General features: G+C 29.0%; 14 protein-coding genes. 10 read left to right on the plus strand and 4 right to left on the minus strand.

Annotated elements, in window-relative coordinates; all coding sequences use genetic code 11:
• Positions 1 to 39 precede the first annotated feature (39 nt).
• The 3 genes from P161_RS0102610 (at position 40) to P161_RS0102620 (ending at position 2,966) form a co-directional block, all read left to right on the plus strand.
• Positions 40 to 2,013: a putative porin gene (locus P161_RS0102610; protein ID WP_231494692.1), complete on the plus strand. Its 1,974-nt coding sequence runs from the start codon at positions 40 to 42 to the stop codon at positions 2,011 to 2,013.
• 70 nt (positions 2,014 to 2,083) lie between these two features.
• On the plus strand, positions 2,084 to 2,713 hold the full coding sequence (locus P161_RS18925) for a hypothetical protein (protein ID WP_051605642.1): 630 nt from the start codon (positions 2,084 to 2,086) through the stop codon (positions 2,711 to 2,713).
• A 4-nt stretch (positions 2,714 to 2,717) separates the two neighbouring features.
• A complete protein-coding gene (locus tag P161_RS0102620) occupies positions 2,718 to 2,966 on the plus strand; it encodes a hypothetical protein (RefSeq protein ID WP_026775527.1) in 249 nt (82 codons plus the stop codon).
• Here the strand turns inward: P161_RS0102620 and P161_RS0102625 are convergent.
• A complete protein-coding gene (locus P161_RS0102625) occupies positions 2,963 to 3,679 on the minus strand; it encodes a phosphatase PAP2 family protein (RefSeq protein ID WP_026775528.1) in 717 nt (238 codons plus the stop codon). The genes P161_RS0102620 and P161_RS0102625 overlap by 4 nt on opposite strands.
• A 394-nt stretch (positions 3,680 to 4,073) precedes the next feature.
• Here P161_RS0102625 and P161_RS0102630 point away from each other — a divergent pair, with 394 nt between their 5' ends.
• From P161_RS0102630 to P161_RS0102650, 5 genes are all read left to right on the plus strand, one after another.
• Complete coding sequence (locus tag P161_RS0102630) at positions 4,074 to 5,408, plus strand: cytochrome P450 (RefSeq protein ID WP_026775529.1); 1,335 nt, start codon at positions 4,074 to 4,076, stop codon at positions 5,406 to 5,408.
• Between the two features lie 7 nt (positions 5,409 to 5,415).
• A complete protein-coding gene (locus P161_RS0102635; protein ID WP_026775530.1) occupies positions 5,416 to 6,090 on the plus strand; it encodes a response regulator transcription factor in 675 nt (224 codons plus the stop codon).
• A 3-nt stretch (positions 6,091 to 6,093) separates the two neighbouring features.
• Entirely contained in the window at positions 6,094 to 7,344 is a 1,251-nt protein-coding gene (locus tag P161_RS0102640) for a HAMP domain-containing sensor histidine kinase (protein ID WP_026775531.1), read from the plus strand.
• A gap of 81 nt (positions 7,345 to 7,425) precedes the next feature.
• A complete protein-coding gene (locus tag P161_RS0102645) occupies positions 7,426 to 9,843 on the plus strand; it encodes an outer membrane beta-barrel family protein (protein WP_026775532.1) in 2,418 nt (805 codons plus the stop codon).
• A 17-nt stretch (positions 9,844 to 9,860) separates the two neighbouring features.
• Positions 9,861 to 10,433, plus strand: coding sequence for a phosphatase PAP2 family protein (locus P161_RS0102650; RefSeq protein ID WP_026775533.1), 573 nt, complete (start codon positions 9,861 to 9,863; stop codon positions 10,431 to 10,433).
• 24 nt (positions 10,434 to 10,457) lie between these two features.
• Here P161_RS0102650 and nhaC read toward each other — a convergent pair whose 3' ends face one another.
• Positions 10,458 to 11,927 carry a Na+/H+ antiporter NhaC gene (nhaC, locus tag P161_RS0102655; protein WP_026775534.1) on the minus strand — a complete coding sequence of 490 codons (1,470 nt, stop codon included), beginning with the start codon at positions 11,925 to 11,927 and terminating at the stop codon, positions 10,458 to 10,460.
• A gap of 77 nt (positions 11,928 to 12,004) precedes the next feature.
• Here nhaC and P161_RS0102660 point away from each other — a divergent pair, with 77 nt between their 5' ends.
• Positions 12,005 to 13,027 (plus strand): metal-dependent hydrolase, encoded by a 1,023-nt coding sequence (locus P161_RS0102660; RefSeq protein ID WP_026775535.1) that lies wholly within the window; start codon positions 12,005 to 12,007, stop codon positions 13,025 to 13,027.
• A 162-nt stretch (positions 13,028 to 13,189) separates the two neighbouring features.
• Here the strand turns inward: P161_RS0102660 and P161_RS0102665 are convergent, their stop codons facing one another.
• Positions 13,190 to 14,389 carry an aminotransferase class I/II-fold pyridoxal phosphate-dependent enzyme gene (locus P161_RS0102665; protein ID WP_026775536.1) on the minus strand — a complete coding sequence of 400 codons (1,200 nt, stop codon included), beginning with the start codon at positions 14,387 to 14,389 and terminating at the stop codon, positions 13,190 to 13,192.
• Positions 14,390 to 14,545: 156 nt separating this feature from the next.
• Between P161_RS0102665 and P161_RS0102670 the strand changes: the two genes are divergently transcribed.
• Positions 14,546 to 15,004, plus strand: coding sequence for an Lrp/AsnC family transcriptional regulator (locus P161_RS0102670; protein WP_026775537.1), 459 nt, complete (start codon positions 14,546 to 14,548; stop codon positions 15,002 to 15,004).
• Positions 15,005 to 15,040: 36 nt separating this feature from the next.
• Here P161_RS0102670 and P161_RS0102675 read toward each other — a convergent pair whose 3' ends face one another.
• Positions 15,041 to 17,059 (minus strand): DUF3857 domain-containing protein, encoded by a 2,019-nt coding sequence (locus P161_RS0102675; protein WP_026775538.1) that lies wholly within the window; start codon positions 17,057 to 17,059, stop codon positions 15,041 to 15,043.

The following is a 17,059-nucleotide window of genomic DNA, read 5'->3' on the forward strand; positions in this document are numbered from 1 at the left end:
TTTTCGTTTAATTATTTTACATTTGCTTCTGCAAGATTTATGATGACAAAAAAATTATTCTTAACCTTTTTACTGATTAGTTTTTCACTTACCACTTTTTTTGGCCAAAGAAAATTAGGTGAAAATGCTTTAAGAGAAAACACCTATTTAAATGGAAATGGTGAGGTTGACACTTTACGAAATACAGGAGCTACAAAGGTAATTTTATCTGGAAAAACCAAATATACAGATTATAAGATTTTTTCTCATGATAGAGATACTTCCTATATTGACACTACACTTACACTACAAAAAGAATATAAATTTAATTTTTTAAGAAAAGATAATTTTGAGTTATTAGCTTTCCATAATCAAGGACAAACTTTTAATAATTTGGGCTATAGTTTCGATAATGTAAGTCGTTTTTCTGACATTGGTTTTAGTGCTAAACAAGTAAGTTATTTTGAAATTGATGATATAAAATACTACGAAGTTCCCACACCAACCACCGAAATTTTATACAGAACAGGTTTGCAACAAGGGCAAGTTTTAGATGCACTTTTTACACTAAATTTTTCAAAAAGGTTAAATGTATCGCTTTCTTACAAGGCAATTCGTTCTTTGGGTGCTTACAGAAGAGCATTGGTAAGTAATGGTAATTTTAGAGGAACTTTTCATTATAGAACTGAAAATAACAGGTATGAAGTTAGAGGTCATTTAGCTGCTCAAGACTTTTTTCATCAAGAAAATGGGGGGTTAACTGAGGAAGCTTTGCAAAGTTTTATTGATGAAGATCCAAACTTTGAACAACGCTCTAGATTAGACGTAAATTTAGAAAACGCAGAAAGTCAGTTTGATGCTAGCAGAGTTTATTTGGAACACAGTTATAAATTACTCGCAAAAAAAGACACTTTAAACGATAAGGACTTTAGCAATTTAAAAATTGGTCATGTTTTTACAAGTGAAAACAAAAGCTATAATTTTAACCAAACTGGAACAACAACCAATATTTTTGGAAGTGCAAATCCCTCTGGTACAACCAATAACGATGCTGAACACTCTATTACAAATAATGAAGTAAATTTAGAATTTAACTCAAAATATGTTTTAGGTAAATTTAGAGCCAAAGCAAATCTTACCAGCTATTCTTATGGTTATGATACTATTTTAAATAGCAACAGTAGCTTAAATAAACTAAGATTAGAAGGAAATGCAATTGCTGTTGGTGCAGATTGGAAAGCTAAAATTAAAAACTTTCAATTAAATGCAGATGCTTCTTTAACTCCTGGTGCTGGAAGACTGGCTGGAAATTATTTAAAAGGAGAAGCAGTGTATAAAAAAGACAGTTTATATACGCTTAAAGGAAGTTTACTAATCAGTTCTAAATTACCAAACTTTAACACCCTTTTACATCAAAGTAAGTATGATGATTACAATTGGCAAAATGATTTTAGCAACGTAAACACTAGAGATTTAGGCTTTTCTATTGCTTCAAAATGGATAAATGCTGACTTAAATTTCACGAACATTGATAATTATACGTATTTTAATGAAAATAATTTACCTCAACAGTTTGAGAATCAAATTACGTATTTAAAAGTGAAAGCGAATCGTGAGTTTAAATTGGGTAAATTTGGGTTGGATAACACCCTAATGTATCAAAATGTAAGCAGTGGAAGTTCAGTTTTTAGAGTGCCAGAATTTGTAACCAGAAACACGCTTTATTATACTGATAATTGGTTTAAAGGCAAACCAATGTTGGTAAATATTGGGGTTACTTTTAAGTATTTTACCAAATACAACGCAAACGCTTACAATCCATTATTAGCTGAATTTACACTACAAAATACTGAGGAAATTGGTTTCCCAACTTTTGATGTTTTCTTTAATGCAAGAGTTCGTAGAACGCGTTTGTATTTAAAGGTGGATAATGTAACCTCTAGCTTTACAGAAAAGAATTATTTTTCTGCACCTAATTATCCATATAGAGATTTTACAATTCGTTTTGGATTGGTTTGGAATTGGTTTATATAAAACAGCCTAGAGCCCATCCTAAATCCTTCCCAAAGGGAAGGACTTTTTAGCAAGTTTATGAAGAAGTATTATGAATAAAAACTATCATATTATATTTGAAGAAAATTATTTGAAGAATGAAAATTTTGGACAAAGAGATAGTTCGCATCTAACTTGGAGTTTTAAACCCTTAAATAATTTTGATTTTAAATTTGGAGGAAAATTACAAAATGGCTTAAATCGTTTAATTTCTTTCGATAATTTTTTTGGAGAAGATATTGGTTTAAATAATAAAAGTTTTGCTATTAATTTTGAAGATTTCTTTAATGCTCAACTCAATCAAAAAAATTTATATTATCATCATCTAGACAATGATATAATAAAACCGTTACATAAAATTAATATTGAAAACAGATATTCAAATTATCCTTTAAAGGAAACAAAAATAAAAATAGCTTTAACTCCTAAAGAATTTTTGAATCAGGATTGGGAGGGTAATTTGAATAGAATTGGAGAAAATCCAATTTGGGTTCAAACACCTGAAAGTCTTCATTGCCCTTTATGTGAAAGAGAAATGAGTTTTATTTTTCAACTTGATAGTGGATTACCAGATTTAAATCAAAAAAACAATTACGAAATAATGTTTGGAAATGATGGAGTTTGCTACGCTTTTTGGTGTATAAAAGATAAAATAAGTGGTTACTTATGGCAATCAACTTAATGTTATGAAAAATCAACTTAAAAGCAACTGGAAATTATTTTTAATTGCGAGTTTAACTTTGGGTTTAGCTCCTTTTAATCCTCCTCATATTATTGGAAAACTACAATGGATTTTTGGTGGAAATGCTTTTTCTTCAGAAAACGGAATGCAATTTCAAGATTGGTTTGATGTTTTATTGCATGGTTTACCTTGGCTTTTATTGTTGATTTCTATATTGCTGAACATCACCAGTAAAAAGAAAAAAGAAATTTAGGTTGCTGGGTCTTCTTTAAAAATTTTGATAATATTCAATATTAAGATACAAAACACCACCCAAATAAAACCTGCTGCAAAACCACCTACAATATCGGATGGAAAATGAACTCCCAAATAAATTCTACTGATTCCAATACTTAAAATAAGAAAAGATAATAAGGTTATAATCGTAATTTTAAGAGGTTTGTTAAATTTAAAAGTAACTATTAAATAGATTAAAAAACCGTAAAAAGCCATGGCTGTCATAGCATGTCCACTTGGGTAACTCAACGTTTTTACGGTTACCAAATGCTCTAAAGTTGGTCTTGCTCTGTTTATTAATTGCTTTAAAAGTAAATTAGAACTCAATGCTAAAATTAATATTAAAGATAATTGTATAGTATATTTCCATCTTTTTAAAAAAAAGTAAAAAAGAATTGCACAAAGTGTAAACGAAATTAAATATCCCCAAACATCACCTACATCTGTTATAAATGTAAAATAGCTGGTTAACGTTGGTGTTCTAAAAGATGCTACATATTCGCTTATTTGTGTATCAAAATCAGTTAAAATAGCTGTTTGTAAATTTTCTGTGAGTTCAACAAAAAATTGAATTCCTAAAATAACAATCACCAAAGCAATGGTAATTATAATAGCATAGGGAATTTTGCTATCGTATTTTTTTAATTTTATTGCTAAGTATTCTTTAAGAAGTTTTAAAAATTGGAGCATTTTATAATCAGAGATAAGTTCTTGAATTTCTTACAAAACTAAAACGTTTTTATCTTTTTAAGTAACGTGAATGATTTTTGTTTTAATACAATCACAATAAAATAGTTAACAACTAAAGCTAAAACTGATTTAACAAACTTTTAAAAAAACTAATTATTGAGAAATTACTCCCAATTTAAAGGAAGCATCAAAAAAAGTGACTTTGCATAAGATTGATATTGTATTGTTACAAATTAATCTGATTACTAGAAATGGAATTGATATTCTAAAAATCTTTATTTTCATAAAACTACAACGAATTACAAAAGCGAATATGCTTAAATTTGTAAAACATAAATACAACAAGCCATTTTATAGGATGTTTAAAACGGATTGTATAGCAGAAAAAAATAAGATGAGTACATTGAAAAAAATTCCAGAAGTTTCTTTTATTAAATTTTTAATGAATGCAAAAGCTATTTTAAAAAACCCTTTGCCTTTTCATGCAAAAAACTTTGAAACTTTAGGAGATATTTTTCGGTTAAAAATTGGTTTTGGACAATCTGTTATATTTTGTAGAGATGCTGGTATTTTACAACATGCGCTTCAAAAGAATCAAAAAAACTATACCAAATCTTATATTCAAACCAAAGATTTAGTAAAATATGTTGGGAAAGGATTGTTAACTGCTGAAGGAGAACATTGGCAAAAACAACGAAAATTAATTCAACCCGCTTTTCATAAAGGGCAACTTAAACTATTGGTGGATACCATTCAAGAGACCATTTTATCAGAATTAAAAAAAATCAAAACAGGAAAACCAATGGATGTTTTTCCTGTTTTTAATGATTTGGCTTTTCAAACTGTTATCAAATCTATTTTTAATGTAAATATTTCTGATGATGACATGAATTCTTTGCAACATACTACAGAAGCTACTCAAAAAATGTTAGTTCAAGAACTAAGACAACCTTTTTTGGTTTGGTGGTTTAATCTTTCTGGTAAAACACAAAAGCATTTAGATTTGACTCAAAATTCTAGAACAATCTTAAAAAGATTGGTGGAAGAAAGAAAGCAAAGTAAAAACAATCATGATGATTTATTAGACATGCTTTTAAGCGCAAAATATGAAGATGGATCTAGTATGGATGAAAATCAATTGGTAGACGAAATATTAATTTTATTTGCAGCTGGCCATGAAACAACGTCTAATGCACTTACTTTTACATGCGAATTATTAGCCAGAAATCCTGAAGCACAATCTAAAATAGTAGCTGAAATCAAAAAAATAAAAAGCGAATCTACAGATTGTATGCACTGGATAAAAAATGCGAGTTACACAAAATTGGTTATTGAAGAATCTATGCGTTTGTATCCACCAGCCTATTTTATGGATCGCGTAAATATTGAGGAAGACACTTACAATGGAATTATTTTACCCAAAGGTTCAAATTTGTTGTTTTCAATTTATGAAATTCATCGTCATTCAGATTTTTGGAAAAAGCCAAATGAATTTATTCCTGAACGTTTTTTAGATGAGAATATTAAATTTTCAAAGAATTATTTTCCTTTTGGTGCTGGCCCTAGAATGTGTATAGGTAATAATTTTGCGATGTATGAAATGATTTTAGCCATTATTGCTTTGATAGAAAAGTTCGAAATTATTGAAAAGAAAAAACCGATTCAAATAAAACCTTTGATAACGCTAAAACCACAAAATGCTATTTTAGAGTTTACAGATAGAAATTAATTAAAACATGAAATATTTAATTGCCGAAGATGAAACTGATTTGCAACAAGCTATTGCAAACTATTTACAAAAAGATAGTAATATTTGTGAAGTAGCATCCAATTTTGAAGAGGCTGTTGAAAAAGTTTCAATATATGAATATGATATTGTTATTTTAGACATTAATCTAATTTCTGGCAGTGGAATTGACATTCTAAAAATTATCAAAAAAAATAAAAAACGTGCTGGTGTTATTATTATTTCTGCCAATAATTCTCTTTCTGATAAATTAGAAGGATTAGATTTAGGAGCCGATGATTATATGACAAAACCATTCCATTTGGCTGAACTAAATTCTAGAATTAAAGCAGTTTTACGTCGTGGAAAATATGGTGGAGATGAAATAATCGAGTTCAATGAAATAAAAATCGATACAAAATCTAAAACCGCTTTTATTGCTGATAAAGAAATGGCATTAACCAAAAAGGAATATGATTTATTAGTGTTTTTTATTTCAAATAAAGGGCGTATTTTATCCAAAGAAATTATTGCAGAACATCTTTGGGGAGATGATAGCGATTTGCTTGATAATTTCGATTTTATTTATGTTCATATTAATAATTTACGTAAGAAATTAACTGCAGAAGGAGCAAAATATATAAAAACTGCTTACGGAAGTGGTTATAAATTTATAGAAGATTAAAAAGTGAATAAAAAGATAAAACTTATCAAAAAAACGTCTAAAACCTTTTTATTTACAGGTTTATTCTTAATTGTTTTAAGTTCGATTGTATTGTATTTCTATACCAGAAATCTTTTGCAAAACGAAGTTGAAGAAGTTTTATTTTCTACAGAAGCAAGAGTTGTTTTTGCATTAGAAAACAATAAAAACCAATATTCTTTACCTCCAGTTATAGAAATTAAAAAAGTTGCTCTTTTAAAGAAATCGTTTTTAAAAGACACTATTATTTATGACCCTTCACAAGATGAAATGGAACTTTTTAGAGAACTTTCTACCTTTAAAAAAATCAACGAAGAACAATATCAAATTACGGTTCGTAATTTAGTAGTAGAAACCGAAAATATTTTAGTTGCCATTGTAGTTTCTTATTTCATCATCTTTTCATCAGTATTTATGTTCTTATTTTATTTTAACACGAAAAGGAACCTTACTTTATGGAATCCTTTTTTTAAGAATTTAGAACAAATGAAAAACTTCTCTTTAACCTCTAAAGAGCCTATTCATTTGGTTGAAAGTGATATTTTAGAGTTTTCAGAATTAAAATCAGAAATTGAAACCTTAACAGGAAAAGTTAAAAAAGATTATGAAAATCTGAAACAATTTACGGAGGATGTTTCTCACGAAATACAAACTCCTTTAGCCATAATACAAGCTAAAATTGATACGATTATTAATGAAAGTACCATTAATGACAAACAATTTAACCAAATAACATCAATTCAAAAAGACATTCAAAGATTAAAACAACTCAATAAAAAAATTACTATTCTTACTAAAATTGATAATCACCAATTTATAAATTTAAAACAAATAAACTTAACGGATTTAATTAACGAGAAAATAAATAATTATAAAGAACTGACATCAAATAGCATTCAATTTAATTCAACAGAAATTTTAATGGTTTCTATGGATGTTTTTTTAGCAGATATTTTAATTAATAACTTAATTTCTAACGCCTTAAAATACAGCTCAAAAAATGATGCTGTTTTAATTTCTACTGATAAAAATTCTTTGGCAATTTCTAATATTGGCGAAAAAGCAATTTTGCATCCAGAGAAATTATTCCAACGTTTTTATAGAGAATCTAACAAAAATCAATCTACAGGATTGGGCTTGGCAATTGTTAAAAAAATCTGCGATCTATATCATTTTGATGTTTCTTATCAGTTTCAAAAAAACCGACACACTTTCTCCCTTCAATTTAAAAAGTAAAATTATTACCATTAACGCTATTTCTTTAAAATCTCTTTAGATTTCAATATTACTTTTGATGTATCAAAATAAAAAAATAATATGTTTAGATACACTTCTACAATTCTTCTATTGTTATTTAGTTTATGCGTAAATGCACAAAAAACGATTACAATTACAGGTCAAATATTAGATCAAGAAACAAAAGAAACCTTACCTTTTGTTACTATTTCTATAAATGATGAAGCTACCAACAAAATAATTACGGGTGCAATTTCAGATGATGCTGGTCGTTTTGAAATAAAAAACTTAGCAACAGGAAAATATACTGTAAACATCTCTTACCTAGGTTTTAAAACTGTAAAAAGAACTATAAATTCTGGTGGCTTAAATCCTATTTTCGATTTAGGAAAAATAGAATTAATGGCAGCAGCTGAATCTTTAGATGGAATTACAATAGAAGCAAAAAGAGCGACAGTAAATGCGGCTTTAGATAAAAAATCTTTTAGTTTAACTAATAATATTGCACAATCTGGAGGATCGGTTTTAGATGCTATGAAAACAATGCCTGGTGTTGCTTTTGATCAAGATGGAAAAGTAGTTTTACGTGGAAGTGATAAAGTTGTCGTTTTAATTGATGGAAAACAGTCGAGTTTAACAGGTTTTGGAAATCAAAAAGGGCTGAGTAACATTCCTGCTTCTAACATAGAACGAATTGAAATTATCAACAATCCATCAGCAAAATATGATGCGAATGGTTTTGCAGGAATTGTAAATATCATCTACAAAAAAGAAAAACAAACAGGTTTAAATGGCGATGTTGGTTTGTCTTTTGGTTTAGGAGCTTTATCAAAAAGAAAAGAAGATACACCAACAGATTTAGGAAGTTATGCTGTAAACCCGAAATTAATACCGAGTTTAAATCTAAATTATAGAACTAAAAATCTGAATTATTTTTTACAATCAGAATTCATCATTCAAGAAGCGTTACCAAATAACGAATTCACTACCAGAAATTATGATGATGGACGAAATATCATTTCTCAAGTTCCTGAAAATAGAAGACAATTTCGCTCTATAATTACTGGTGGAATTGATTGGGAATTAACCGAAAATGATGCCATCACAATTGCTGCAATGTTTGATCGAGAAAAACACATAGATACATCACAAGTAGCTTTTATCAATCTTAATAATCGTGTTAGAAATCGTTTATATACTTGGAAAGAAGAAGAAGTTACCAGCTATATAAATGCATCTATAAGTTACAAACATAATTTTGAACAGGCAGGACATTCCATTGCTGCAAATGCACAATATACAAGAGGTTTAGAAGACGAAAGTTATTTTTTAAATGATAGTTCTGCCATAAGAATTGGTAGAGATATGACCAATATTCGAGCTATTGAACACACCACAAGTGTTTCTACAGATTATACAAAAGCATTAAGTAATGGACGTTTAGAATTGGGTGCAAAAGCAAGATTTAGAAATTTGCCTGTAGATTATACCATAAATCGCGGAAATGAATCTATTATTTACCCAGATTTGGGTGATTTTTCTACTTGGAAAGAAAACTTATACGCTTTCTATGGAAATTTTTTATTAGAAAAAGAAAAGTTTGATGTGGAAGCTGGTTTAAGAGCAGAACAAACGGATGTTTCTTATGAGTTAGATCCTGTAAATATTTATTATGCTACAAATGATGCTTATAATTATTTTGAACTGTTTCCAAGTGTGCGTTTTACTTATAAAATAAATGCTAAAAATAAACTTTCGTTATTTTATAATCGAAGAATTGACAGACCAGGAGAACCAGAATTACGCGTTTTTCCTAAATACGATGATCCTGAATTGTTAAAAGTAGGAAACCCATACTTACGTCCACAATTTACCAATAGTGTAGAAGCTGCACATCGATTTAGTTGGGAAACTGGATCCTTATTTTCGGCAGTATATCATAGACAGATAACAGGAGCTTATCTGCGTATTTTTAGTATTGACAATAGCAATCCAGATTATGATATTGTAAACAGAATTTATCAAAATACTGGCGAAAGTACCAATGCAGGAATTGAATTATTATTCAGCCAAGACCTGACAGAAAATTGGAAATTAATTGCAAGTACAAACGTTTATCAAAATAATATAAATGCGTTTCAAGGTACTTTACTGTTTCCTTTTGAAAGAACTTTTTCAATTGAAAAAACCTCTAATACAACAGGCGACTTTAAATTAACAAACTCATTTACACTTCCCTTACATATCGAAGCTCAAATTACAGGTTTGTATTATTCTAAACGTAATATTCCACAAGGAGAAGAATTGGCACGTTCTTCAGTTGATTTAGGTTTAAAGAAATCTCTTTGGAATAAAAAAGGAGAAATCACTTTAGCTGTAAGCGATTTATTTAACAATTTTGGTTTAAGACAACGTATTAAAGACAAAGCTTTTTCTGCTTTGTATGAGAATTATTATGAAACTCAAATTGTACGTTTAGGGATGAAATATAAATTTTAAAAAAAATTTTAAAAATAATGATTAACAAACTAAATCCATTATTATCGGTTTTTATTTTTGTATATATATTGACTACGCCACTTTTTGCGCAAGATACAAGTGTCACAAAACCAAAAATTGGTACAACTCAAAAAATTGGCGATATTTTATTGTTTACTTTACCAGTTGCTACCTTTAGTACAACTCTAATTATTGGCGATAAGCAAGGTTCTTGGCAATTTACAAAAGGTTTTTTGCTAACAAGCGCAGTTACTTATAGTTTAAAATTAGGGGTAAATAAACAAAGACCAGATATGAGTAATGATAACTCTTTCCCTTCTGGGCATACTTCTACAACTTTTCAAAGTGCAGGTTTTATTCACAAACGTTATGGTTTTAAATATAGTATTCCTGCTTATGCTATAGCAGGTTTTACTGCAGCAAGTAGAATTGATTCTAAAAAACACGATATTTTAGATGTTTTAGCAGGAGCAGCCATTGGTTTGGGTAGCAACTTATTGTTCACTACAGAATATCAACAAAAACATATGGAACTTACATTTTATAGCAACCGAAAAGAATTTTTAATAGGCTTTAATTATAATTTCTAAAATAAAATTTAAAGCATTTCAGAATTATTTCTTAATAATCATTCTAATCTTTATATTAAAAGCAGCAAACAATAACGTCATTATAGGACTTAAATAGTTAAAGATTGCGTAGAAAAAATAATCACCAACATCAACTCCCAAAACTCCAGATTGGTACGCTCCACAGGTATTCCATGGAATTAAAACTGAAGTTACTGTTCCTGAATCTTCTAAAGTTCTACTTAAATTTTCGGGAGCTAAACCTTTATCTTCATACGCTTTTTTAAACATTTTACCAGGAATTACCAAAGCCAAATATTGGTCTGAAGCTACAATATTTAACCCCAAACAACTTACAACTGTGCTGGCAAACAAACCAAAAACAGAAGTTGCAACAGCTAATAAACTTTTTGTAATTTTTGCCAAAGCACCAATAGCATCCATAATTCCACCAAAAACCATGGCACAGACAATCAAGAAAATCGTCCAAAGCATTCCATTCATTCCACCAGAAGAAAATAGTTCCGACAATTTTTCATCATCAGTTTGAATATTTGTATCCACTAAAATTGAATTGATAATGGCTTGAAATTTTGATGTTGATAAACTTTCTAAAACATCACTTTGAAAAATAAAAGCAAAAACGGCTGCTAATAAAACACCAACTCCCAAAGCAACCAATGGTTTTGTTTTTAGTAAAATCATGGCAATTACAATTCCTGGCACTAAAAATAACCAAGGTGTAATATTAAAAGTATTATTAATTGACGCTAATAAATTGCTAATATCTGCATTTCCTGTAGTATCAATTGTGCCACTTAAAATTGCAAAAACAATTAACGTAACTGTAATTGTTGGCACAGTTGTATATGCCATGTATTTTATGTGTGTAAACAAATCTGTACCAGCCATTGCAGGTGCTAAATTTGTGGTATCAGAAAGTGGAGACATTTTATCACCAAAATAGGCGCCAGAAATTACAGCTCCAGCAATCATACCTGTTGGGATTCCTAAAGCACTACCAATACCTATTAGTGCAATACCAACTGTTGCAGAAGTTGTCCAAGAACTACCAGTTGCAATCGAAATTATAGCTGCAATAATTACAGATGCTGGTAAAAATATGGCTGGACTCAAAACTTGCAATCCATAATAAACCATGGCTGGAATAATACCACTTACCAACCAACTTCCTGCTAAAGCTCCTACCAAAAATAATATCATAATAGGCACAAAAACACTTTTCCAGTTTTCCCAAACTTCAGTTAGCATTCTTTTTAAAGATACTTTATTAAAAAAACCAACTGCTGCTGCAATTGCACCTCCAATTAATAATATATATTGATTTGTATACGCTCCAAACCATTCTTGACTTTCTACAAAAAAGATATTGTAAGCCAATAAACTCATCAATAAAACTACTGGAATAAGCGATTCAAAAAGATTCAGCTCTTTATTGTCGATAATTTTTTGATCTTCCATGTCTATTTCTGATAATTTTTTGTTGTCTGCCATTCTATAATTTTTCTAGTGTAATGTTACGATTTTACAGAATGTTATGCAAATCAAATTCCTTAGCTTATTTTAGCAAAATGGATTCATTAACTCAAATTGTTTTAGGTGCTGCTTGTGGAGAAGCAATTCTTGGTAAAAAAATAGGAAACAAAGCACTATTGTTTGGAGCAATTGGAGGCACAATTCCAGATTTAGATGTTTTTATTGGACGTTTTCTGTACAGTAATGAAATTCAAGCGATGGCTTTTCATAGAGGTTTTATGCACTCTATTTTATTTGCTATTTTGGGTTGTTTTTTCTTTGGATGGATTACTTACAAACTCTACAATTCAGGAAAAAGAACAGCAACTACAAATCTAAAAGATTGGATTTTATTATTCTTTTGGGCAATATTTACACATCCACTGTTAGATTGTTTTACTCCTTATGGAACACAATTATTCGCACCATTTTCTGATTATAGAGTTGCCTTTAACAACATTTCTGTAGCAGATCCTTTTTACACACTTCCTTTTTTAATTTGCATGATTGTTTTAATGTTTTTGAAAAGAACAAATTACAAAAGACAATTTTGGTTAAAAGCAGGAATTTACATCAGCTCAACTTATATGATTTTAACCATCTTTAATAAGTTTTATATGGATGCTGTTTTTAAGAAATCTTTTGAAAAAGCAGGAATTTCTTATACTCGATTTACAGCTCAACCCACTATCTTAAATAATATTTTGTGGTATGCAGTTGCAGAAACTGAAAACGAATATTATTTTGCTTTTTATTCTTTATTTGATCAAAGTGCTATCTCAGAAAAGATTATCAAAATTGATAAAAAGCACGATATTATTGACATGAATGATCCTAATTTACAAACCCTTGCTTGGTTTAGTAATGGATATTTTAAAATCACCAAAAAAGAAAAAATAGGGACTTATAAATATATCGATTTACGGTATCCGCCTTTAAATCCTGATGATGCCAATACCTCCGTTTTTAACTTTACACTTTATAACGAAAGCAATGAGTGGGATATATTGCCATTTAATGGAAATCCGCCAAATGGAGAAGATTTTAGTAAGTTTATTGAGCGAATAAAAGGGATTTAGAGTTATGAGTTATGAGTTATGAGTTATGAAAATTTTAGAATTAAAAGAGTTCTCTCCCGAAATTTCGGGAAATAATTTCACTCGAACTGACAAAATCTTATTTCTCTCAAATTTTGAATTTTGAATTTTGAACTTTGAACTTTGAACTTTGAAAACTCATGTCTACAAAACGCCAACCTCAACCATACAGGCTTTCATCATGTTATAAGTGCGTTCAATATCGTTATCTAAACCAATTGAAAAACGAATTAAACCATCTGTTAAACCCATTTCTTTTTGTTCATTTTCTGGTATTTCTGAAGATGTAGAACTTCCTGGAGCAGAAAATAATGTTTTGTAGAATCCTAAACTTACTGCTAAATAGCCTAAGTTTTTGTGTTGCATCAATTCCATCAACTCATTTGCTTTTTCTAAAGAACCAGCATCAATAGTTAACATGCCTCCAAAACCATATTCTGCATTCATCATGGTTTTAAAAAGTTGATGAGAAGGATGACTTTCCAAACCAGGATACACAGTTTTTAATCCATCCGCTTCAAATTTATCTGCTAAAAAAGCAGCATTTTTACTGTGCTGTTTCATTCTGATGTGTAGCGTTCGCATGTTTTTTAAGATGGATGCAGCTCGCAAACTATCCATAGTGGAACCTAACAACATACATGCTCCATCATTTACATTTCGCAAGTCATTAATGAATTCTTGCGTTCCACAAACAACGCCACCAACAGTATCTGAAGAACCGTTGATAAACTTTGTTAAACTGTGACAAACGATATCTGCACCCAATTTTGCTGGAGAAATTGATAATGGGGAAAATGTATTATCTACAACTAATTTTAAATTGTATTTTTTTGCTAATGCTGATAAACCTTTGATATCAGCAACTTCTAAAAGCGGATTGCTTACAGATTCGCAATATAAAATTTTGGTATTTTTGGTAATAGCTGCTTCAACTACATCTAGTTTTGTGATGTCTACAAAAGTCGTTTCAATGCCTAATTTTGGTGTGAAGTTTTTTAAGAAAGCATAGGTACCTCCATAAATTGTTCTGCTAGAAACAATATGATCTCCTGCATTGCATAACTGTAATAAAACTGGCGTAATTGCACCCATTCCTGAAGCTGTAACATTGGCTGTTTCTGTACCTTCCATTGCTGCAAGAGCTTCACCTAAATATAAATTACTAGGTGTAGAATGACGTGAATATAAATAACAACCATCAGCATTGCCTTCAAAAGTATCAAACATTGTTTTTGCTGATAAAAAGGTATAGGTAGATGAATCTGAAATGGATGGATTTACGCCTCCAAATTCGCCAAAATACTGTAAATCTTGAATATTATCTGCTGGATTGAATTTCATAATACATAGTTTTATCTATTACAAAATAACAGATATTAAGAAATAATATCAACCCAAACCAAAATATATAGATTTTTTATATAAATTTGATATATTTATCAGTTTTTAAAACCAAAAACAGTTCATCTTTTCCTGATTTTTAGAAAATTTTAAAGTATGCAATTAGATTCTACAGACAAAAAACTCATCAACTTACTACAGAATGACAGTAAGCAAACCACAAAACAGTTGTCTTTACAACTTAATTTATCTGTAACTGCTGTTTATGAGCGTATTAAAAAATTAGAAAATAATAAAGTAATCGATAAATATGTAGCAATTATCAATAAAAACAAAATTGAAAAATCTTTTTTGGTTTTTTGTCATATAAAATTAGTGCAACACACTAAAGAATATGTAACTACTTTTGAACGTGAAATTTTAAAATTGAATGAAGTTTCCGAGTGTTTTCATGTAAGTGGAGATTATGACTACATCTTAAAAATTTACGTAAAAAACATGGATGAATACAGAAATTTTATGGTTACAAAACTCACTGCTATAAAATATATTGGCAGTACTCATAGTATTTTTAGTATTGAACAAGTTAAAAATACAACAGTTATTAATTTATAAAAAAACCTCAAATTAAAAATTTGAGGCTTTATATATTTAGCTTTTTATTAAAACTATTTTCTCTGTTTGTTTATCAACTATTTTACCATAAAAATCTTTTAGAAAAGAATAATATTGAGGTGGAATTATAGACATATTAAATTCTAAACTAGATATTGTTTTAATTTTATTTCCATTGTGTGTAACTTGATATTTAAAAACACCTAAGTTATCTGGCAAAGCAATAGCTAAAGACTCTGGAAGACTTTCTACTGCATATCCTTTTGGAATTTGTATTGTTATTTTATTTTCATTTTTCCAAGCTGATACAAAATCTATAGGGAATTTTCGTTCATCTAATTTAAAAGGATTTTCACGTTTAGTTAAAAATAAGTTAGGTTCTATATACAATTTATTACCAATTTTTTCTATTAAATCTTCACTCGAAAATTTTACGTTTCTTACTATATCTTTATAAATATCTTCTTGATTTGATATTTTAAATTCTTCGGTTTCTAAATTATTATTTTCTTCATAATTTTTAATAAGCTCTTCCTCTTTGATATGATTATAATTTTTTCTAAAATCTAAAGCATTTAAATTTTCAAATTTTGTTCTTATAAAACCTTCTACCATTAAATCATCAGAAACTTTTACCATCATCATATTTTCTTCAACAGCATGTCTAGACGAAGTTAATTTAACCCAAGATGAATTTCCATCTTTAGTAACCCTTCTTCCATTCCAATTTAAAACTCTTACTGGCAGAATATTTGGTGTACTATATATTTCTGTAGCATCCAAAAGCAATATACCTCCATTAGCCATCTCTACAGATGCGATTACATAGTTAAAACCATCTAAAGTTGGATAAATTGGTACACCATTAGATCTTGTACTTACTAAAACCGGATCTGCATTCAGACCTGCATAACGTAACATAGATGTTAGCATTAAATTAATATCTGCAGCATTACCTGCACCATCTTTATAGGCTTTTTTTAAACCTATGTCTGATGTTTTACCAAAATAACTATTCCATTTTATCTTTGTTTTAACAAATGTAAAAATTTTAGCAATTTTTTCAGCATTGTTAGAAACACCTACAAGTAAAGTTTCTAAATCATCTTTATAGTAATTTGTTTTATCTAACTCATTCCCAAAACCCTCGGATTTATAGATTTGTTTAGAGACGTCTTCCCATGTATTTGAATAGTATTTAGAAAGACCTCCTATTTTGGAAAAATTTGTCGAAGATAATTCAAACTTTACACCTCCTCTATAATTATTAATATTACTCACAAAAGGTTCATTATCTTTTAATGCTGGTATATTTTCTGACTCAAAAAGATAATTTTGAACATCAAACTCTAATTTATCACTACTAAAAGCTGTGGAACTAATCCTTGCCCCAGATCTTTCTCTTGAAGTAATTGTTATTGAACTAGAATTTCTGCTAGATTTTGGTGTAATTGGAAAATAGCCCTTAGTAAGTAATTTAAAAATATAAAATTCTGGTATTGAAACGTTATAGATTATTTTTTTAACTGGTACATCAAACTGAAAATCCAAATCATCAATTTTGTAATAATATGGTGAACTAAGGGTATATTTTATATCTATGACACTACCTTCTTTAACATTAGGCATTGTAATTTTCTTTTGATACCAAAATTTACTTATCTCTTCCTGAAAAACATCATTATTTTGTAATTTATCCTTTTCAATTTTATTTTTCTGCAAGTTAAAGGTGTAAGCTTTTAATGATGATATTTTTTCATCTTCTCCAATTTCAGGATGATAATAAGGTATTATTTGTGTGGCTTTATCAAAACCTTTTTTATTATATATTTTAATTCTTAAAAATACATCAGTAATGATGTCAAAACCATCCTGATTCGAGTTTAAGATATAATATGAGTTTCTTTCTCTATATAAATAAGCAGCATCAGCAGTGGAATCTTGAGGATAAAATTTTTCTTCAATTTCTTCTTTAGAAACTTTACCAAACCTATAATCTTGAGCTACAACAGTTATTTGGCAAATTAATGCCATCAATAAAATTATCTTTTTCAT

This window comes from Polaribacter sp. Hel_I_88, assembly GCF_000687935.1.
Taxonomy (GTDB): Bacteria; Bacteroidota; Bacteroidia; order Flavobacteriales; family Flavobacteriaceae; genus Polaribacter.

What these genes read in the sequence shown, in the direction of transcription:
- P161_RS0102610 (WP_231494692.1), top strand. Translation starts at nt 40, where the DNA reads ATGATGACAAAAAAATTATTCTTAACCTTTTTACTGATTAGTTTTTCA.
- P161_RS18925 (WP_051605642.1), top strand. Translation starts at nt 2,084, where the DNA reads ATGAATAAAAACTATCATATTATATTTGAAGAAAATTATTTGAAGAAT.
- P161_RS0102620 (WP_026775527.1), top strand. Translation starts at nt 2,718, where the DNA reads ATGAAAAATCAACTTAAAAGCAACTGGAAATTATTTTTAATTGCGAGT.
- P161_RS0102625 (WP_026775528.1), bottom strand. Translation starts at nt 3,679, where the DNA reads ATGCTCCAATTTTTAAAACTTCTTAAAGAATACTTAGCAATAAAATTA.
- P161_RS0102630 (WP_026775529.1), top strand. Translation starts at nt 4,074, where the DNA reads ATGAGTACATTGAAAAAAATTCCAGAAGTTTCTTTTATTAAATTTTTA.
- P161_RS0102635 (WP_026775530.1), top strand. Translation starts at nt 5,416, where the DNA reads ATGAAATATTTAATTGCCGAAGATGAAACTGATTTGCAACAAGCTATT.
- P161_RS0102645 (WP_026775532.1), top strand. Translation starts at nt 7,426, where the DNA reads ATGTTTAGATACACTTCTACAATTCTTCTATTGTTATTTAGTTTATGC.
- P161_RS0102650 (WP_026775533.1), top strand. Translation starts at nt 9,861, where the DNA reads ATGATTAACAAACTAAATCCATTATTATCGGTTTTTATTTTTGTATAT.
- nhaC (WP_026775534.1), bottom strand. Translation starts at nt 11,927, where the DNA reads ATGGCAGACAACAAAAAATTATCAGAAATAGACATGGAAGATCAAAAA.
- P161_RS0102660 (WP_026775535.1), top strand. Translation starts at nt 12,005, where the DNA reads ATGGATTCATTAACTCAAATTGTTTTAGGTGCTGCTTGTGGAGAAGCA.
- P161_RS0102665 (WP_026775536.1), bottom strand. Translation starts at nt 14,389, where the DNA reads ATGAAATTCAATCCAGCAGATAATATTCAAGATTTACAGTATTTTGGC.
- P161_RS0102670 (WP_026775537.1), top strand. Translation starts at nt 14,546, where the DNA reads ATGCAATTAGATTCTACAGACAAAAAACTCATCAACTTACTACAGAAT.
- P161_RS0102675 (WP_026775538.1), bottom strand. Translation starts at nt 17,059, where the DNA reads ATGAAAAAGATAATTTTATTGATGGCATTAATTTGCCAAATAACTGTT.